This window comes from Paraburkholderia humisilvae (genome assembly GCF_902859855.1).
In the GTDB taxonomy this organism is placed as follows: domain Bacteria; phylum Pseudomonadota; class Gammaproteobacteria; order Burkholderiales; family Burkholderiaceae; genus Paraburkholderia; species Paraburkholderia humisilvae.
In genome coordinates this window covers 138660-154520 of the sequence record NZ_CADIKH010000003.1, presented here as the reverse complement: position 1 = coordinate 154520, position 15861 = coordinate 138660, and the positions used below count along the sequence as shown (strand labels likewise).

Below are 15861 nucleotides of genomic sequence, written 5' to 3'. Positions count from 1 at the left end.
CAGCGTGAACCTGATCCGGGCGCTGACGCTACGACAACTGCAAATCTTCGTGGTCGCGAGCCGTTTGCCGAGTTTTGCGCGCGCGGCCGAAGAGCTTCATCTGTCGCAGCCCGCGGTGTCGATGCAGATTCGCCAGCTCGAAGACGCGCTCGGCCTGCCGCTGTTCGAGCGCCTGTCGCGGCGGCTTGCGCTGACCGAAGCGGGCGAGCGCCTGTCGCATCACGCGAGCCGCATCCTCGGCGAAATCAAGGATATCGAAGACACGATGACGTCGCTTGCGCAAGCGGACAGTGGCACGATCGCGGTCAGCATCGTCAGTTCGGCAACCTATTTCGCACCGAAGCTGCTCGCGCTTTATTCGCAGCAGTTTCCGAAGGTGGATGTGCATTTTTCGGTCGGCAATCGCGAGACGCTGCTGCGTCTGCTGCAGGATAACGCGACCGATCTCGCGATCATGGGCCGACCGCCGCCCGAGCTCGGCACCACCGCCGAGCCGCTCGCGCGGCACCCGCATGTGATCATCGCGCCGTTGAATCATCCGCTGCGCGACGCGCGGCGCTTCGATCTGCAAGAGCTCGCCGGCGATACGTTCCTGTTGCGCGAGCCGGGTTCGGGCACGCGCGCGGTGGTCGAGCATATGTTCCGCCAGCACCTGTTCACGCCGGCGCGCTGCGTGACGCTCGGCAGCAACGAGACGATCAAGCAGGCGGTGATGGCCGGCATGGGTGTGAGCCTGCTGTCGCTGCACACGCTGCCGTTTGAATTGCGGGCGGGTGCGCTGGCGGTGCTCGACGTCAACGGCACGCCACTCGAGCGGACCTGGCAGATTGTGCATCTGACGTCGAAGCAGCTGTCACCGACCTGCGTCGCGTTCCGGCGTTTCATGCTCGAACATGCGCAACCGTATCTCGAACGCGAATATGCTGAGTTCCTGCCGCAGCCGTCGTCGGCGGCCGCGCGGCGTGCGGCGGCTGCCGCTGCTACAAAACACGGCGGCGACGGCGCGACGGATCGGACGGTGGCCCGGTAATGCGCGGTATCCGTATGAAGGAAGGCGACGCGGAGGTGGCGTCGCGCGGGCGTGGTTGGTTGAGGATGGTGGGAGCGCTCTCGTGTTACGCGTGTTTTGCGTTGCCGCTGCACTGCGCGGCCGCGCCGCAGGACGCCGCGCAGCCGCTGCCGGTCGTGCAGCTGGAGCCGGGTCTTTACATGCATCGCGGCCAGGATGACGTCGCGACGCGCGCGAACGGCGGCGATATCGCGAACATCGGTTTTATTGTCGGTTCACGGTGTGTCGCGGTGATCGACACCGGCGGCACTGCGGCTGAAGGGCGGGCGCTACGCGCGGCGATTCGCACGGTGACGCCGTTGCCAGTCTGTTATGTGATCAATACGCACATGCATCCGGACCATATCTTCGGCAATGTCGCGTTTGCGGCCGATTATCCGCAATTCGTCGGCAGCGCGACGCTGGCCGAAGCCGAGGCGTCGCACGAAGAGAGCTATATGCGGGTGCTCAAGCGCGAACTGGGCGCGCTGGCCGACGGCAGCGTGATTGTGCCGCCGACGCTGACGGTGTCCGGCAGCATGACGCTGGATCTGGGTCACCGCGTGCTGCGCCTGCAGACATGGAAAACCGCCCATACGAACAACGATCTGACCGTCTACGATGAAGCTAGCGGCACGCTGATCGCGGGGGACCTGCTGTTCGTCCAGTGCATTCCGGTGATCGACGGCAGCGCGCTCGGCTGGCTCGACGATATCGCGGCGATTCGTGCAATGAATCCGCGCCGCATCGTGCCTGGCCACGGCCCGCTGGATGTACCGTGGCAACGGGCGCTTGCCGCGGAGCAGGCCTACCTCGCGCGCCTCGTGCACGACGTGCGCGCGGCGCTTAGGCAAGGGCAGACGATGCAACAGGCAGTCGATACGATCGGCCTGGACGAGCGCGGCAAATGGCGGCTGTTCGATATCTATCATCGCCGCAATGTGACGGCCGCGTATGCGGAGCTTGAGTGGGAGCAGTAAACGTACGGGCTCCGCCGCAGGATGGAGGGACGTGAGATGAACAGGATCGCGAAAACCGCGTGGACCGGTTTTCTTGTCGTGACCGCGACGCTGACCGTCGGCGCCGCCTACGCGGACGAGCATCCGGAAGACAACCCGGATACGCCCGCCCGCTGGGTCGATTTCAGGGACGGCACGTTCAAGGGTCGCGCAATCAATCCGCACGCGGATGCGGTGATCAAGCTCGACGCGCCCGCGCGGGCGGCGGACGGCGCGGTCGTGCCGATCGCGATCGCCGCGCAGTTTCCGCAGACGCCCGCGCGCTACATCAGGAAGGTCTACCTGTTTATCGACGAGAATCCGGAACCGTATGCGGGCTCGTTCGAATTCACGCCGGATTCAGGCTTTGCGACGATCGAAACGCGCGTGCGGGTCGAGGACTACACGTTTATGCGGGTGATCGCCGAAACGAACGACGGCAAGCTATACAGCTCGGTGCGTTTCGTGAAGGCGTCGGGTGGCTGTTCGGCGCCGGCGGGCAAGGACGATGCCGCGGCCGAAGCGAACGCCGGCCTCGTGCGGCTCACGCTGCAAGGGCAGACGGTAGCCGGCAAGCCGCAACTCGCGCAGCTGATGATCAGGCATCCGAATCGCACCGGAATGGCGATGAATCAGGTCACGCGCAACTACTCGACCGCTTATTTCGTGCGCAAGGTGACGGTCAGCTATGGCGACAAGCCGGTGATGATCGCCGATGTCAATTTTTCGATCAGCGAGAATCCGAACTTCCGCTTCTGGTTCGTGCCGCGTGGCGACGGTGAATTAAAGGCGCATGTCGAGGATTCGAAGAGCAAGCAGTTCAATGCGGCGGTTGCGGTTAGCCCGCAAGCCGGCGCGCAACAGAACGCGTCGTCGAAGCTGTGACGCAGGCGATGCGAGATGGGCCGCGCCGACGCGCGCGCTGGGTGGGCGCCGTATGCGCGGCACCGGTTGCGCTGTTTGCCGGTGCGGCGATTCTGGTCGCGTCGGTGGCTGCTGCGCAAGATGCGCCGCCCGCTGACACGCCATTCCGCGCGCCGGTGCCGAGCGAAATCGCACCGGGCGTCTACGTGATGTTCGGCAGCGGCGACGCGGTCGCGCCGGCTAATCATGGCGTTGTCGCGAACAACGGCTTTATCGTCGGGACGAGCGGCGTGACGGTGATCGACACCGGCTCGTCGTACCGCTACGGCCGCGCGATGCTCGAAGCAATCCGCCACGTCACATCGTTGCCGGTCGAACTGGTCGTGATTACCCATCAAGGTCCGGAGTTCGTATTCGGCGCGTCGGCGTTTCACGACCAGGGCGTGCCGATTCTCGCGCAGCGCCGTACCGCTGAGCTGATTCGCGAGCGTTGTGCAATTTGCCTGAAGAATCTGATTCGCACCCTCGGCGACGATGACATGGGCGGCTCGCGTGTGACCGTGCCGGATCGTACTGTCGACGCAACGACACCAATCGAAAGCGGTGGCCGATCGCTTCGCCTGCTGGTTTTCGGGCCCGCCAGCACGCCGGGCGACCTCGCGGTGCTGGACCCGAAGACCGGGGTGCTGTTTGCCGGCGGGCTCGTCAGCGTCGGGCGCATTCCCGAGTTCCGCAATGAGGATATTCCGGGCTGGCTCGACGCGCTTGACAAGCTGAAAGCGCTCGACGCGAACGCGATCGTGCCCGCGTTCGGGCTGCTGGCGAAGCCGGCTGATCTCGACCGGCTTGCGCAGTATCTGCGCGAGCTCGATGCGGCGGTGCGCCATGCATTCACGGCCGGCAGCGGACTGACGGAGGCGATGCACGACGTGCAACTGCCGGCGTTTCGCCACGATAAGCTGTATCGCGTCGCGCAGCCGCAGAACGTCGAGCACCTGTATTTGCAGCTTGAAAAGGACAAGGATAAAGCCGAGCCTTGATACGCAAACGGCGCGACGCGGTAGCGGTGCAGTTGCCGTGCGTGGACTAGCTTCCTGTCATCCGCTGCGTGTTGGTCGGCGTGAAGCCGTCGATGCGCGCCGACAGACCGCATGCACCGATACGGTTGCGCAGGTTCAATACGACGCCCAGCCGCTTTGCGATTCGCGCGGCGATCGCGAGGCCGAGACCGCTGCCTTGCACGTGGGTGCCGGAGCCTCGATAGAAACGGTCGAATACGCGTTCGAACTCATCGTCCGGAATGCCGGGGCCTGTATCGCGCACTTCGATGCCGATGCGGCCGTCGGCGCGCTCGAGCAGCAGGTCGACCGTGCCGCCTTCGGGTGTGTAGCGGATCGCGTTATCGATTAGCGTCGACAGCAGCTGAAAGAGCGCGTGTGGATCGGTCAGCGCGACATACGGGTCTGTCGCGCCAAGTGCCGCGTTTATTTCGAGCCCGAGGTCGATATGCTTCGCTTCCGCGAGCAGCGAGAACTCGCTGACCACCTGCTCGCCGACGCGCCGCATGCTGACGGGCGCCATCGGCGTCGAAGTGGCCGCATCTTCGCGCGCGAGTGTCAGCAATTGCTGGACCAGATGAATAAGCCGCTTGAGGCGCCCCTGAATGCGTTCAAGTGTCGCTTCCGAGCCCGTCAATGTGCCGTCGCGCGCAGCTGCCTGTAATTGCAACTGCAGCGCGGCCAGGGGCGAACGCAATTCGTGCGCGGCATCCGAAACAAACATGCGTTGTGCTTGCGATGCGACATGCAGGCGCTTTAGCAGATCGTTCAATGCGACGACGAGCGGCCGCACTTCGACGGGTGTGCGCGCATCGACCGGCAACGGTTCGAGCGAGTCGAGCGAGCGGCTCCCGAGCGAACGCGATAGCCCGCCGATCGGCCCAAGTCCGCGCGTGACGACGAACAGCACGATCATGATCGCCATGGGCACCATCAGCGCGACCGGCCACAGCGTGTGCAGAGCGAGGGTCAGCGCGAGATCGTTGCGCACCGAAAGCGGTTGTGCAACTTGCACGAAACGGGTCGGCTGTTGCACGCCGAAGACGCGCCAGTGGACCTCATCGTCTTCAATGGTGCGCAGCCCGGGCGGGTGGCGGTCGAGCGTTTGTGCGCGTTGCGAGTGATAGATGAGCTTGCCGGAGGTGTCCCAGATATCGATGACGATTAGATCGTCGGCGATGTCGCCAAGCATGGTGTCCGACTGCTGCGCGGTCATCGTCGCTTGCAGGTTCGACGGCAAAGACAGCGCGACGGTGCGCAGTTCATAGTCGAAGAGCTCGCCGGCTTCCTTGCGCGCTGTGTGAAAGATGCCATACGACGCCGCCGCCGATGCCGCACCGAAACCGAAAATCAGCCATCCGAGCAGCCGGCGCCGGATGGACGTCATGCTTCGATTCTCTTCAATCGATAACCGACGCCGCGCACGGTGACGATCTGATCGGCGCCAAGCTTGCGCCGCAGACTATGCACGTGCACTTCGATCGTATTGCTGCCGACTTCCTCGCCCCAGCCGTAAAGCTTTTCTTCGAGCTCGGCGCGCGTAAACACGCGCGTCGGCACTTCGATCAGCGCGTGCAGCAGCGCGAACTCGCGCGGGATCAGCGCGATCGGCTCACCGTCCTTGAAGACCTCGTGCGCGGCCGGATCGAGCTTGAGCGTGCCATGGGTGAAGACCAGTTGCGTGCGTCCCGCGCGACGCCGTAACAGCGCGCGGGTGCGAGCGGCGAGTTCGTCGAGGTCGAACGGTTTGACAAGATAGTCGTCGGCGCCGGCGTCAAGACCGCGGACGCGATCTTCAATCGCGTCGCGCGCGGTCAGGATAATCACCGGCGCATCGCCGCCCGCGCCGCGCCAGGTCTTCAGCAGGTCAATGCCGTCGGCCTTCGGCAGGCTCAGATCGAGCAGCACCAGATCGTAGACACCATTGCCAAGCGAGAGCGCCGCGGCGCGACCGTCGCGCGCCCAGTCGATCGCGTGACCGGCGCGCCGCATCGATTCGAGCACGGTCTCGCCGATCATTTCGTCGTCTTCGATCAACAGCAGGCGCATCTGCCACTCCGTAGAAACTGGGGTCGATGTTACCGCGGCGGCGCGGTGTAGGGTCCGCACACGCAAAGCGGTAACGATGACTCGATGCCGGCTGCGTCATCGGTCAATGATGACCGAAGGTCGGTTCAGTCAGCCCATGCGACATCGAACGGCCGGACTGGTAGGTGCCGGTCGCGGGCATGCCGTAATCAATATTGTCCGTGGCTGGCGCGTTCTGATTCATCGCCGGTTGCTGCTGCCAGGTTTGCTGGCCCGTGGTGGTGGCGGGGGAGCCATAGGTCGTGGCTCCGTTGCCCATGCCGTTCGAATTTTGCGCGAACGATGCCACGGGGACGAGTAATAAAGATGCCGAAGCGATAACGGGTAACAAGGCTTTCATGAATGCTCCTTAAAGTAGTGAGAGCGGCATGCAATGCACACTCATCTTTAAGACTAGTTCGTCAGCCTTATAGACGGCTTAATAAATTGTGTGGCTGATTAATAATATTGGTTGAACCAATTTACTGCACAGGACGTGCCGCAATACGCGTGCCGCGCCAATGCTGCAGCGCGACGATCACGACAAGCGCGCCGAGGATCGCAAGCGACGCGGTGATGCGATCGAGCGCGAAGCCGCCGTCCTCATGCGGCTTGGTTAGCGTATCGCCAAGGGTCGCGCCGAGCGGCCGGGTCAGCACATAGGCGGCCCAGAAGAGGACGCTGACCGGAATCCGTTTTCCGACGCGCCATGCGACTGCAACCAGCACGAGCAGGCCCGCAAACACCAGCGCGCCGCGCTCGAAGCCGAGGCCGAGACTGGTCGCGGTGAAATCGCCGAGCGCGGTGCCGAGCGTGTTGGACACGAGAATCGTCAGCCAGTAGAACACTTCATCGCGCGAGCGCACGATGTTCTGATATTCGATGCGGCCCGCGACTGCACGCCATGCCGCGAGAATCAGCAGGACGGCAAAGAGCAGCCCGGCGGACGATACGACGTAGCCGAGGCCCGCCGTGCGGTCGAGAAAGTCGGACATTGTCGTGCCGACGGTGGTGGTCGCCACCACGACCGCCCAGTAGATCGCGGGGTGATAGCGGTCGCTTCGCACCTGCAGTGTCAGCGTGATGACAAAGAATGCGAGAAAAACGAGGGTGGCGACCGCGTAGCCGAGGTCAAGCGTCATCGATAATGCGTCGCCGCCTGTTTCGCCGACCGTGGTCGCGAGAATTTTCACCATCCAGAATATTGCAGTCGCTTGCGGTACTTTACTGATCAGATCGTTCCGATCGTTGAAATTGGCTGTCGATCGCGTCACGTTGCACCCTCCTGTCAAGAACCTGCCACGCGCGCGTCGTGTTTCCGGCGCGCAGACAAAGGGCGATAGTGGACGAGGAGCCTTAAGGCTCCCTTAGCTGCACTGCACCAACGGCTGCAAGGACGCGCGGCCGGCGCTATGCTACTGCTTCCGCTTCTCCCTCCTGTCACCAAGGACCTCCTCATGAAACCGAATCTCGGATCGATGGTCGGCTTTCGCCGGCCCGACGGCAAAGATGTCAACGGGTATCTGGCAAAGCCGGAAAACCCGCAGGGCGCGCCCGCAGTGGTCGTGCTGCAGGAATGGTGGGGTTTGAACGACCAGATCCGCGGGGTCGCGGACCGTCTCGCGCAATCCGGCTATCTGGCGCTGGTGCCGGACCTTTATCGCGGCAAATCGACCGTCGAAGAAGAAGAAGCGCACCACCTGATGACCGGGCTCGACTTTGGCGATGCCGCGTCGCAGGACATTCGCGGCGCGGTGCAGTACCTGAAGCAGCAAACGCAGCGGGTTGCGGTGATGGGCTATTGCATGGGCGGCGCGCTTGCGTGGCTTTCGCTTTGTCAGACTCCCGAACTCTCGGCCGGCGTGATCTTTTATGGATACCCGCCGATCGACTATATCGACGCCTCGAAGATCAAGGTGCCGGTGCTCGCGCATTGGGCGAAGCAAGATGTTTTCTTTGCGGAATCGGGCGTCGATGCGCTTGCCGCAAAGCTGCGTGAAGCGAATGTCGATGCGCAGTTCCATCGCTATCTCGCGCACCATGCGTTCGCGAACGAGACCGCGGTCGGACCGAGCCGTATCGCCGGTACGCAGTACGATCCGGTGTGGGCGCAACTATCGTGGGACCGCACGCTGACGTTCCTTGCACGCAAGCTGTGGGTGTGATGGTCGAGCGGCGCGAGCCGCATGGTTGCACCGGGTTCGCACAATGACAAGGGCGCGCGGCCTTTCTACCGCGCGCCCTTGCTTTTCTCCCTTTGATGACGTTCCGCTATGGCCGCAGGCTGTGATAGTACGCCGCGAGGTTCGCGATATCCGTATCCGACAGTGGCTTGACGACCGTCGACATCAACTCGTTCTTGCGCGCCCCGGTTTTAAAGTCGTTGAGCGCTTTCACCAGATAGTCCTCATTCTGGCCCGCCAGATTCGGCGCATCGGGTTGCTTCGAGATGCCGTCGAGCCCGTGACAAGCCTGACATTGCACCGCTTTTGTGCGTCCGGCCGCGACATCCGCCGCCTGCACGCTAAGCGCAGGGCTCACGGCGCCCACCGCAACAAGCGCTGCCGCTATCGCCACACGCGTCATTTCGCCCCCGTGTACGAGATCCGGTAGATCGCGCCTGCATAGTCATCCGACACGAGCAGCGAGCCGTCCTGCAACTGCTGCACGTCGACCGGGCGGCCCATGTACTCGCCGTTCGGCGTGAGCCATCCTTCGGCAAAGACTTCGGCGGTGCCGGCCGTCCCGTCATCTTTGATCGGGATGAACATGAGGCGTGCGCCAATCGGCTTGGTCCGGTTCCACGAGCCGTGTTCGGCGTCGAAGATGCCTCCTTGATATTTCGCCGGGAACATCTTGCCGGTATAGAACGACATGCCGAGATCGGCCGCGTGCGCGGCGAACTCGACTTGCGGGAACACGATGCCGGCGGGAGGCGTGCTGTCCTTGTACTCTTCGGTGCGGACCTTGCCGCCGCCGTACCACGGGAAGCCGAAGTTCTCACCTGGCTTGGGCGCGTGGTTCAGTTCGCCCGGCGGGGTGTCGTCGCCCATGCCGTCGACCTGGTTGTCCGTGAACCACAAGGTCTTGTCTTTAGGGTTGAAGTCCATGCCGACTGAATTGCGTACGCCATGCGCATAGATCTCGCGGTTCTTGCCGTTCTGATCCATGCGGATGATGCCCGCCAGTCCATTTTTGTCGAGATCGGCAAGCTTGTCCTTGGGCGGCACGTTCCACGGCTGGCCAAGCGCGATATAGAGCTTCTTGTCGGGACCGATGCGGCACACGCGTGCGCCGTGATTGAAGCTCTCGAACTGCGTCGGAATCAGCTTGCCCTGCGGGACGACGACGGCCGCCGCGACGTCCGGGCCGCCTTCGCCGAAGAACTGCGCGGCCGGGAACGCCAGCACGCGGTTCTGCTCAACGACGTACAGCACGCCATCCGGCGAGAAGCACACGCCGTTGGGCACTTTAAACGTGACAGAGCTGGCAAACGAAACGACGTCGTCGGCGACACGGCGCTTCGTGCGGTCCGTGACCTGCCAGACGCGGTTTTTGCGGGTGCCGACGAACACGACACCGGTGGACGGCTCGATGGCCATATGGCGTGCCTCGGGCACCACCGCGTAAAGCTCGATCTTGAAGCCGGGGGGCAGCTTGATCTGCTTCAGGTTGTCGCGTAGTGCATCGGCGCGCGGGCCGGTTTGCGGCACCGTTTCGGGTGGCGTGGTGTTACCGGTTTGCTGGAAGTTGGACAGGGTGTTGACGTTGTCCGCGGCTTGAACGGCGGGTAGTGTCGCGAACTGTGCCGCGCAGAGCGTCGCGACGGCGAACGGCAGAAGCTTGGGCGTTGCGTTCATCGAAGTGTCTCCTTGGTATTGGCTTCGTTTCGTAGCAACTGCAACTGCTTGCTGGACTTCTTCTCCTGCGAGTGCAAATCAGTAATGTTATAGACGATAGCGCGCCACGCCGCGCGAAACTTCACGCAGATTTTCCACGAAAAAAGAAGCCGCCGCGGCCATCACCCGCGGCGGCTTCTTTTCCTTCAGATACCGAACGGCAGATACCGCAACAACCGGCGTTACTGGGTAAAGTCGATATGCTTCACAAACACGATCTTGCCGTTGTCGTTCTTGACGATGTTATAGCCATGCAGACCATCGCCATTCGCATCGAACGTATACGTGCCTTCCACGCCCCTATACCCCTTGATCGCACGCAGCGCCTTCGCGATATCGTCCGGCTTCGTGCTATTCGCGTTCTTGATCGCGAGCGCGAGCAGGTTCATCGAGTCATACGCCCACGCTGAATAGAAATCCGGCTCGACCTTGTACGCAGCGCGATACTTCTGCGCATACGCTTTCGCCTCCGGGCTCGAATCGGGTGCGAAATCCGCGATCGAATACGAGCCGTACAGCGCGTCGCCAGCGAGCTGCATCGCCGTCGCGGTCGAGACCGACGGCGAGCCGATCCACGCTGCCTTCACGCCCAACTGGCGCAGCTGCTTGCCGAAAATCGCCACATCGGTCGAGTTCGCGATGTAGGTCGCGACGATGTCCGCGCCCGCGTTCTTCACGGCCAGCACGATCGGCGTGAAGTCCTGCGAGTTGCTCGTGAAGCCTTGCACGATCACCGGCGTGATGCCCGCTGCTTTCAGCGCGTCGGTCAGCGCATTCTTGCCACCGTTGCCAAACGCGTCGGTCGAGTGCACGATCGCCCACTTCTTCAGCTTCAGCGTGTTGACGCCGTAGTCGGCAATCACCTTGGCCGAATAGCCGTCGTTCGGGCGGGCGCGGAACACCCATGGGTTGTTCGCATGCGTGAGGCCCACGTCGGTGCCGCCGACCATGATCGGCAGGCGTGCGCGCATCACGGTCGGCGAAATCGCCTGGATCTGCGTGCTGCGCACTGTCGCGATCAGCGCGGACAGGTTGCCCGCGCTGGTCAGCTTCGAGATCGCGAGCACCGAGCCCGGGTTCGTGCTCTGGTTATCTTCATCGCGCAGCACGATCTGGTGGCCCAGCACGCCACCGGCCTTGTTGATTTCGTCGAGGGCGAGCTTCGCGCCGTTGGCCTGATAAATCCCGGCTTCGGAGCTTGGCCCGGTGCTCTCGGTCATCATGCCGAACGTGACCGGATCAGCGGCGAACGCGTGCGACGACGCGAGTGCGAGAGAGGCGGCGGCCGTGGCGGCCGAAATAGCGGCCAGCCATGACGATGTTCTTTTCATGTTACGTGTCTCCAGACGTACCAGGCCGGATAGCCTGGCGTGATGGTCAAGCGTTCAACGGCACAACATCCCCAACTTCAGCGTTTACTTCTCCGGTGCGGCGCGCTTGTGCGCGACGAGATTCATCAGGCGCAGGTCGCGCCATGCCGAGCGCGCCGGACGCTGATCGGCCGGCAGTTCGGCAAGGCGTTCCCGCTCGAGCTTGCTGATCAGTGCGTCGTTCCACTGGCGCGGTGTGGCTTGCGTCGCGATGTCGAAATACAGCGGACCGTAGCGGCCGCAGTAATCGCGAAGGCCGCCCGGCGCGTTCAGATCGATGGTTTCCATCGGTCCCATAAACGACCAGCGCAGTCCGAGCCCATCTTTGACAGCCTTGTCGATATCGCCGCCGCTGACATAGCCGTCTTCGACCAGACGGAACGCTTCCGCGAGCAGCGCGCCTTGCAGACGATTGACGATAAAGCCCTGGATTTCGCGGTTCACGACGATCGGCACCTGGCCCGCGCGTTGATAGAGTGTGCGCGCCCGTTCGATCACGGCCGGGTCGGTCCACGGTGCCGGCACCAGTTCGACGAGCGGCACCACCGACGGCGGATTGATCGGGTGACCGACGAAGCAGCGCTGACGGCATGCGAGTTCTTCGGTGAACGCAGAAGCGGGGATGCCCGACGTCGAGCTCGCGATCAGCGTGTTCGGGCCGATCAGCTTATCGAGCTTCGCGTAGATTTCCTTCTTCGCGTCGACCGTCTCACGCACGTTTTCCTGCACGAAGTCCGCGCCTTGCAGCGCATCTTCGAGTGACGCCGTCGCGCTGACGCGCGCGATCACGGCGTCCGGCGCTTCGCTGATCAGGCCGATCGCATGCTGCTTGACGAGGCCGGCCTTGACGGTATCGCGCGCACTCGCGACCGCTTTCGCGTCGATGTCGTACAGCGTGACCGTATGTCCGGCGCGCGCGAACACCGACGCCCACGCACAACCGATCAACCCGGCGCCGATGATTGCGATTTTTTCCATCTTTGACTCTCCTGTGTGTTCCGCAGCGGAACGAATAAGCGTTGCGACGAAGCGCGCGGCGCGGTACGGGCGAGGCGGGCTTAGCCGGCCGCCGCGTGGGCCTTGCCGCCACCCAGATACGCGGCGCGCACTTCTTCGTTATTGAGCAGTTCAGCTGGCGTGCCTGTGACGATCACGCGTCCCGTCGACAGCACATAGCCGCGGTCCGCGACCGACAGCGCCATGTTCGCGTTCTGTTCGACCAGCAGCACCGTGGTGCCGCGCTCGCGAATCATGCGGATCGTCGCGAACAGTTGCTGCACGATGATCGGCGCGAGCCCGAGCGAGGGTTCGTCGAGCAGGATCAGCTTCGGTTTGGACATCAGTCCGCGCGCTACCGCGAGCATTTGTTGCTGGCCGCCGGACAGGCTCCAGCCGAGCGCGTTCGACAGACGCTTCAGATCCGGAAAGATCGCGTACATGTCTTCGACTTCGGATTCGAGCGCGCGCCGGCCGATGTGGCCGCGCGGCGACGACCCGATCATGATGTTTTCCTTGACCGTCAGGCCCGGAAAAATGCGGCGGCCTTCGGGCACGTGCGCGATGCCCATGCGAACGATCTTCTCCGGCGAGGCACGCTCGATCGATTCGCCATTGAAGCGGATCTGGCCGCGCGTGGCCGGCACAAGGCCCGAGATATTGCGCAGCGTCGTGCTTTTGCCCGCGCCGTTCGCGCCAAGCAGCGTGACGATCTCGCCTGCTTCGACGTGCAGCGATACGTCATTCAACGCCTGCACGTGTCCGTAGTGGCTTTCGATATGAGTCAGTTCAAGCAGCGGCATGTGCGCTCTCCCCGAGATAGGCGGCAACCACGTCCGGATGGCGCATCACGTAACCCGGCTCGCCTTGCGCGATCTTCTTGCCGAAGTTGAGCACGGTGATCGTGTCGGACACCTGCTCGATCAGGCTGATGTCGTGTTCAATCAGGAAAATCGTCATGCCATGGCCTTTCAGGCGCTTTAACAGTTCGCCGAGACTTTTCTTTTCGGTCAGGTTCAGACCGGCTGCCGGCTCGTCGAGCAGCAGAAAGCTTGGGTGGCCGGCGAGCGCGCGCGCAATTTCGACGAGGCGCTGGTGGCCGTACGGCAGGTTCTTCACGGTCATGTGCATTTGCTCCGCCATGCCGACGAACTTGAGTGCCGACATCGCGCGCTCGAAGAGGGCGGCGCGGCTCGTGCCGACCGGATTGTTCGCGCGCTGCGCACCGACCATCACGTTCTCGACCACCGACATCGACGCGAACAGGCGGATGTTCTGGAACGTGCGGCCGATACCGAGGCCCGCCCGCTGATGCGGCGACATCGCGGTGATATCGACGTCGTCGAACACGATGCGCCCGCTCGTCGCCTTGTAGATGCCGTTCAGCACATTGAGCGTGGTGGTCTTGCCGGAGCCGTTCGGACCGATCAGCGTGTGGACCGTGCCGCGTGCGACCTCGATCGAGATGCCGTCCACCGCCTTCACCCCGCCGAAATGCTTCGCGACATTTTCGAACCGCAGGATCGGCGCCGGGTTCGCGATCGACACGTCGAGCTCGAGCGGCGCAATGCGATCGACGTCGACGTGGGGGGTCTTTCTGAAGCGGTCGAAACGGCCGCGCACGATGCCCCAGATGCCCGCCGGCAGGAACACCATGATCAGAATCACCGCCAGACCGTACACCGCGAGGTAGATGTCCTTCAGGAAACGCAGCCATTCCGGCAGCACGATCAGCAGGCCGGTGCCGAACACGCCGCCGAATGCGGAATCGACGCCGCCTAGCAGCGTCATCGTCAGGAATTCGATCGAGCGCGCGAAGTTGAAGTTGTCCGGGCTGATGTAGGCAAAGCCTGCCGCGTAGAACGCGCCGCCGACTCCCGCAAGCGCCGCGCTCATCGTGAACGCGGTGACTTTTACGCGCAGCGTGTCGACGCCGGTCACTTCGGCCGCGAGTTCGTTCTCGCGCACGGCGCGCATCGCGCGGCCGATGCGCGTTTGCGGCAGCCACCAGACGAATGCGACCGCCGCGTACAGGAATACGAGGCACAGCACCAGATAAACGCGGTCGTCGGCGAACAGGAAGCCGAAGATCGACGGCCGCTGGATGCCCGCGACGCCGTCGGGCCCTTGCGTGACACTGGCCCAGTTCACCATCACGAGATCGAAGATCTGCTGGAAGCTGATCGTGATCATCGCGAGATAGTGTCCGCCGAGACGCAAGGTGGTGAGGCCGAGTACGAAGCCCGCGACGGTGGCGAGGCCGATGCCGAGCAGCAGCGTGAGCCAGAAGTTCAGGCCCAGTACGACGGTGCCGAGGCCGACCGCATACGCGCCCAGCCCGAAGAACGTGGCCTGCGCGAGATTGATCTGGCCGGTGTAGCCGAGCACGACCGTCATGCCGAGCACCGCGATCGCGTAGGTCGCGGCCTGCATGAAGATGTTCAGCACATAGGGTGTCAGCGGGAACACGAACGGCACCAGCGCAACGGCAATCGCAATCACGATGGCTGTGACGGCGCTGAACGAAGGCCGCGCGGTGCGCGCTTGCGGCGCCGGTCCGGTAGAAGCGGATAGCGGGTTCATCAAGCCTTCTCCGAAATCTTTTCGCCGAAGATGCCTTGCGGACGCAGCATCAGGAACAGGAACAGCAGCAGGAACGCGAACGCGTCCTTGTAGGCGACCGAGATGTACTGCGCGCCGAAGCTCTCGACGACGCCGAGCAGCAGGCCGCCGATAATCGCGCCGGTGATGTCGCCGAAGCCGCCGATGATCGCGGCTGCGAACGCCTTTAACGCGATGATCGAGCCCATGCCGATCGACACGAACAGGATGGGCGACACCAGCGCGCCGGCGAGCCCGCCGAGCACCGCGCTATAGAAGAACGTGAACGCGATCATCGCGGCGACCGGAATGCCGACGAGGCGCGCCATGTCCTTGTCCTGCGACGTGGCCTGCAGCTTCTTGCCGAGCATCGTGCGTTCGAACAGCACGTACTGGAACGTCACCGCGATCGCGGTGAAACCGAGAATGGCGAGGTATTGCGTGTCCATGAACACGCCGCCGACGTCGATGCCCGGCGTGTCGAACAGCCGCTTCATCGCGCGCGGCTGTGGGCCGAAGATATAAAGCGCCGCGTTCTGCATGAAGATCGATGCGCCCAGCGTGCTGATGATGACCGGCAGATACGAGCGGTGCCGCAGCGGGTAATAGACGCCGAGCGCGAAGATCACACCGAAGACGCCCAATACGATCAGCGCGAGCACGAATGCGAGCCAATAGGGCAGGCCGCTGCTGAGAAACGCGACCATCGCGAAGCCGCCCACCATCGCAAAGTCGCCTTGCGCGAAATTGACAACGTTAGTGGCCCTGACGATCAGCACGAAGCCGAGCGCGACCAATGCATAGATCGAACCCAGCGCGAGTCCGGCGAACAGCACCTGGACGTTGTTGATCACGAAGCTCATCGCTTCACTCCTGTGTCTCCCCGATGGCGGAATGGCCGAAAAACACCCCGGCCAGTCTTAAATGACTACGTGTATAAAATCTGTATAGGAATGGTAT

16 protein-coding genes are annotated in these 15861 nt (G+C 63.2%); 5 read left to right on the top strand and 11 right to left on the bottom strand.

All coding sequences use genetic code 11. The features are described 5' to 3' along the window. Nucleotides 1–4 precede the first annotated feature (4 nt). From HV796_RS03940 to HV796_RS03925, 4 genes are read left to right on the top strand one after another with little or no spacing between them, the layout of a single operon-like run. Complete coding sequence (locus HV796_RS03940) at nucleotides 5–1030, top strand: LysR family transcriptional regulator (protein ID WP_175225148.1); 1026 nt, start codon at nucleotides 5–7, stop codon at nucleotides 1028–1030. Then, nucleotides 1030–2028, top strand: a complete 999-nt coding sequence (locus HV796_RS03935; RefSeq protein ID WP_246355671.1) for a quinoprotein relay system zinc metallohydrolase 2 — start codon at nucleotides 1030–1032, stop codon at nucleotides 2026–2028. Before HV796_RS03940 ends, HV796_RS03935 begins: the two co-directional genes overlap by 1 nt. Before the next feature lie 36 nt (nucleotides 2029–2064). Next, nucleotides 2065–2931 carry a quinoprotein dehydrogenase-associated SoxYZ-like carrier gene (locus tag HV796_RS03930; protein WP_175225147.1) on the top strand — a complete coding sequence of 289 codons (867 nt, stop codon included), beginning with the start codon at nucleotides 2065–2067 and terminating at the stop codon, nucleotides 2929–2931. Between the two features lie 8 nt (nucleotides 2932–2939). After that, nucleotides 2940–3950: an MBL fold metallo-hydrolase gene (locus HV796_RS03925; protein WP_175225146.1), complete on the top strand. Its 1011-nt coding sequence runs from the start codon at nucleotides 2940–2942 to the stop codon at nucleotides 3948–3950. 46 nt (nucleotides 3951–3996) lie between these two features. Here HV796_RS03925 and HV796_RS03920 read toward each other — a convergent pair whose 3' ends face one another. The 4 genes from HV796_RS03920 to HV796_RS03905 all read right to left on the bottom strand — a co-directional run bounded on the left by HV796_RS03920 (nucleotide 3997) and on the right by HV796_RS03905 (nucleotide 7309). Continuing rightward, entirely contained in the window at nucleotides 3997–5355 is a 1359-nt protein-coding gene (locus tag HV796_RS03920; RefSeq protein WP_175225145.1) for an ATP-binding protein, read from the bottom strand. Next, a complete protein-coding gene (locus HV796_RS03915) occupies nucleotides 5352–6017 on the bottom strand; it encodes a response regulator (protein WP_175225144.1) in 666 nt (221 codons plus the stop codon). Before HV796_RS03915 ends, HV796_RS03920 begins: the two co-directional genes overlap by 4 nt. 103 nt (nucleotides 6018–6120) lie before the next feature. Continuing rightward, nucleotides 6121–6396, bottom strand: a complete 276-nt coding sequence (locus HV796_RS03910) for a hypothetical protein (protein WP_175225143.1) — start codon at nucleotides 6394–6396, stop codon at nucleotides 6121–6123. 121 nt (nucleotides 6397–6517) lie between these two features. Then, on the bottom strand, nucleotides 6518–7309 hold the full coding sequence (locus tag HV796_RS03905; RefSeq protein WP_246355670.1) for a COG4705 family protein: 792 nt from the start codon (nucleotides 7307–7309) through the stop codon (nucleotides 6518–6520). A 183-nt stretch (nucleotides 7310–7492) separates the two neighbouring features. Here HV796_RS03905 and HV796_RS03900 point away from each other — a divergent pair, with 183 nt between their 5' ends. Further along, nucleotides 7493–8200: a dienelactone hydrolase family protein gene (locus tag HV796_RS03900; RefSeq protein ID WP_175225142.1), complete on the top strand. Its 708-nt coding sequence runs from the start codon at nucleotides 7493–7495 to the stop codon at nucleotides 8198–8200. A gap of 106 nt (nucleotides 8201–8306) precedes the next feature. On the opposite strand, the gene HV796_RS03895 is transcribed toward HV796_RS03900, so the two are convergent. The 7 genes from HV796_RS03895 to HV796_RS03865 all read right to left on the bottom strand — a co-directional run bounded on the left by HV796_RS03895 (nucleotide 8307) and on the right by HV796_RS03865 (nucleotide 15764). Beyond that, nucleotides 8307–8576 (bottom strand): c-type cytochrome, encoded by a 270-nt coding sequence (locus tag HV796_RS03895; RefSeq protein WP_343052852.1) that lies wholly within the window; start codon nucleotides 8574–8576, stop codon nucleotides 8307–8309. 41 nt (nucleotides 8577–8617) lie between these two features. Next, nucleotides 8618–9895, bottom strand: a complete 1278-nt coding sequence (locus HV796_RS03890) for a PQQ-dependent sugar dehydrogenase (protein WP_175225140.1) — start codon at nucleotides 9893–9895, stop codon at nucleotides 8618–8620. A 221-nt stretch (nucleotides 9896–10116) separates the two neighbouring features. Beyond that, the gene (locus HV796_RS03885) at nucleotides 10117–11265 is read right to left on the bottom strand and encodes an ABC transporter substrate-binding protein (protein WP_175225139.1); all 1149 of its coding nucleotides are present in this window, start codon (nucleotides 11263–11265) and stop codon (nucleotides 10117–10119) included. A gap of 84 nt (nucleotides 11266–11349) precedes the next feature. Further along, nucleotides 11350–12282 (bottom strand): 3-hydroxyacyl-CoA dehydrogenase, encoded by a 933-nt coding sequence (locus HV796_RS03880; RefSeq protein ID WP_175225138.1) that lies wholly within the window; start codon nucleotides 12280–12282, stop codon nucleotides 11350–11352. 80 nt (nucleotides 12283–12362) lie between these two features. After that, a complete protein-coding gene (locus HV796_RS03875; protein ID WP_217477848.1) occupies nucleotides 12363–13097 on the bottom strand; it encodes an ABC transporter ATP-binding protein in 735 nt (244 codons plus the stop codon). After that, nucleotides 13090–14883: a branched-chain amino acid ABC transporter ATP-binding protein/permease gene (locus HV796_RS03870; RefSeq protein WP_175225136.1), complete on the bottom strand. Its 1794-nt coding sequence runs from the start codon at nucleotides 14881–14883 to the stop codon at nucleotides 13090–13092. The genes HV796_RS03875 and HV796_RS03870 overlap by 8 nt, the downstream gene beginning before the upstream one ends. After that, the gene (locus HV796_RS03865) at nucleotides 14883–15764 is read right to left on the bottom strand and encodes a branched-chain amino acid ABC transporter permease (protein WP_175225135.1); all 882 of its coding nucleotides are present in this window, start codon (nucleotides 15762–15764) and stop codon (nucleotides 14883–14885) included. Before HV796_RS03865 ends, HV796_RS03870 begins: the two co-directional genes overlap by 1 nt. Between the last annotated feature and the right edge of the window lie 97 nt (nucleotides 15765–15861).

Coding starts and splice junctions, on each gene's coding strand:
- HV796_RS03885 (WP_175225139.1), bottom strand. CDS start 11,265: ATGAAAAGAACATCGTCATGGCTGGCCGCTATTTCGGCCGCCACGGCC.
- HV796_RS03880 (WP_175225138.1), bottom strand. CDS start 12,282: ATGGAAAAAATCGCAATCATCGGCGCCGGGTTGATCGGTTGTGCGTGG.
- HV796_RS03865 (WP_175225135.1), bottom strand. CDS start 15,764: ATGAGCTTCGTGATCAACAACGTCCAGGTGCTGTTCGCCGGACTCGCG.
- HV796_RS03915 (WP_175225144.1), bottom strand. CDS start 6,017: ATGCGCCTGCTGTTGATCGAAGACGACGAAATGATCGGCGAGACCGTG.
- HV796_RS03910 (WP_175225143.1), bottom strand. CDS start 6,396: ATGAAAGCCTTGTTACCCGTTATCGCTTCGGCATCTTTATTACTCGTC.
- HV796_RS03925 (WP_175225146.1), top strand. CDS start 2,940: ATGCGAGATGGGCCGCGCCGACGCGCGCGCTGGGTGGGCGCCGTATGC.
- HV796_RS03890 (WP_175225140.1), bottom strand. CDS start 9,895: ATGAACGCAACGCCCAAGCTTCTGCCGTTCGCCGTCGCGACGCTCTGC.
- HV796_RS03870 (WP_175225136.1), bottom strand. CDS start 14,883: ATGAACCCGCTATCCGCTTCTACCGGACCGGCGCCGCAAGCGCGCACC.
- HV796_RS03935 (WP_246355671.1), top strand. CDS start 1,030: ATGCGCGGTATCCGTATGAAGGAAGGCGACGCGGAGGTGGCGTCGCGC.
- HV796_RS03930 (WP_175225147.1), top strand. CDS start 2,065: ATGAACAGGATCGCGAAAACCGCGTGGACCGGTTTTCTTGTCGTGACC.
- HV796_RS03900 (WP_175225142.1), top strand. CDS start 7,493: ATGAAACCGAATCTCGGATCGATGGTCGGCTTTCGCCGGCCCGACGGC.
- HV796_RS03920 (WP_175225145.1), bottom strand. CDS start 5,355: ATGACGTCCATCCGGCGCCGGCTGCTCGGATGGCTGATTTTCGGTTTC.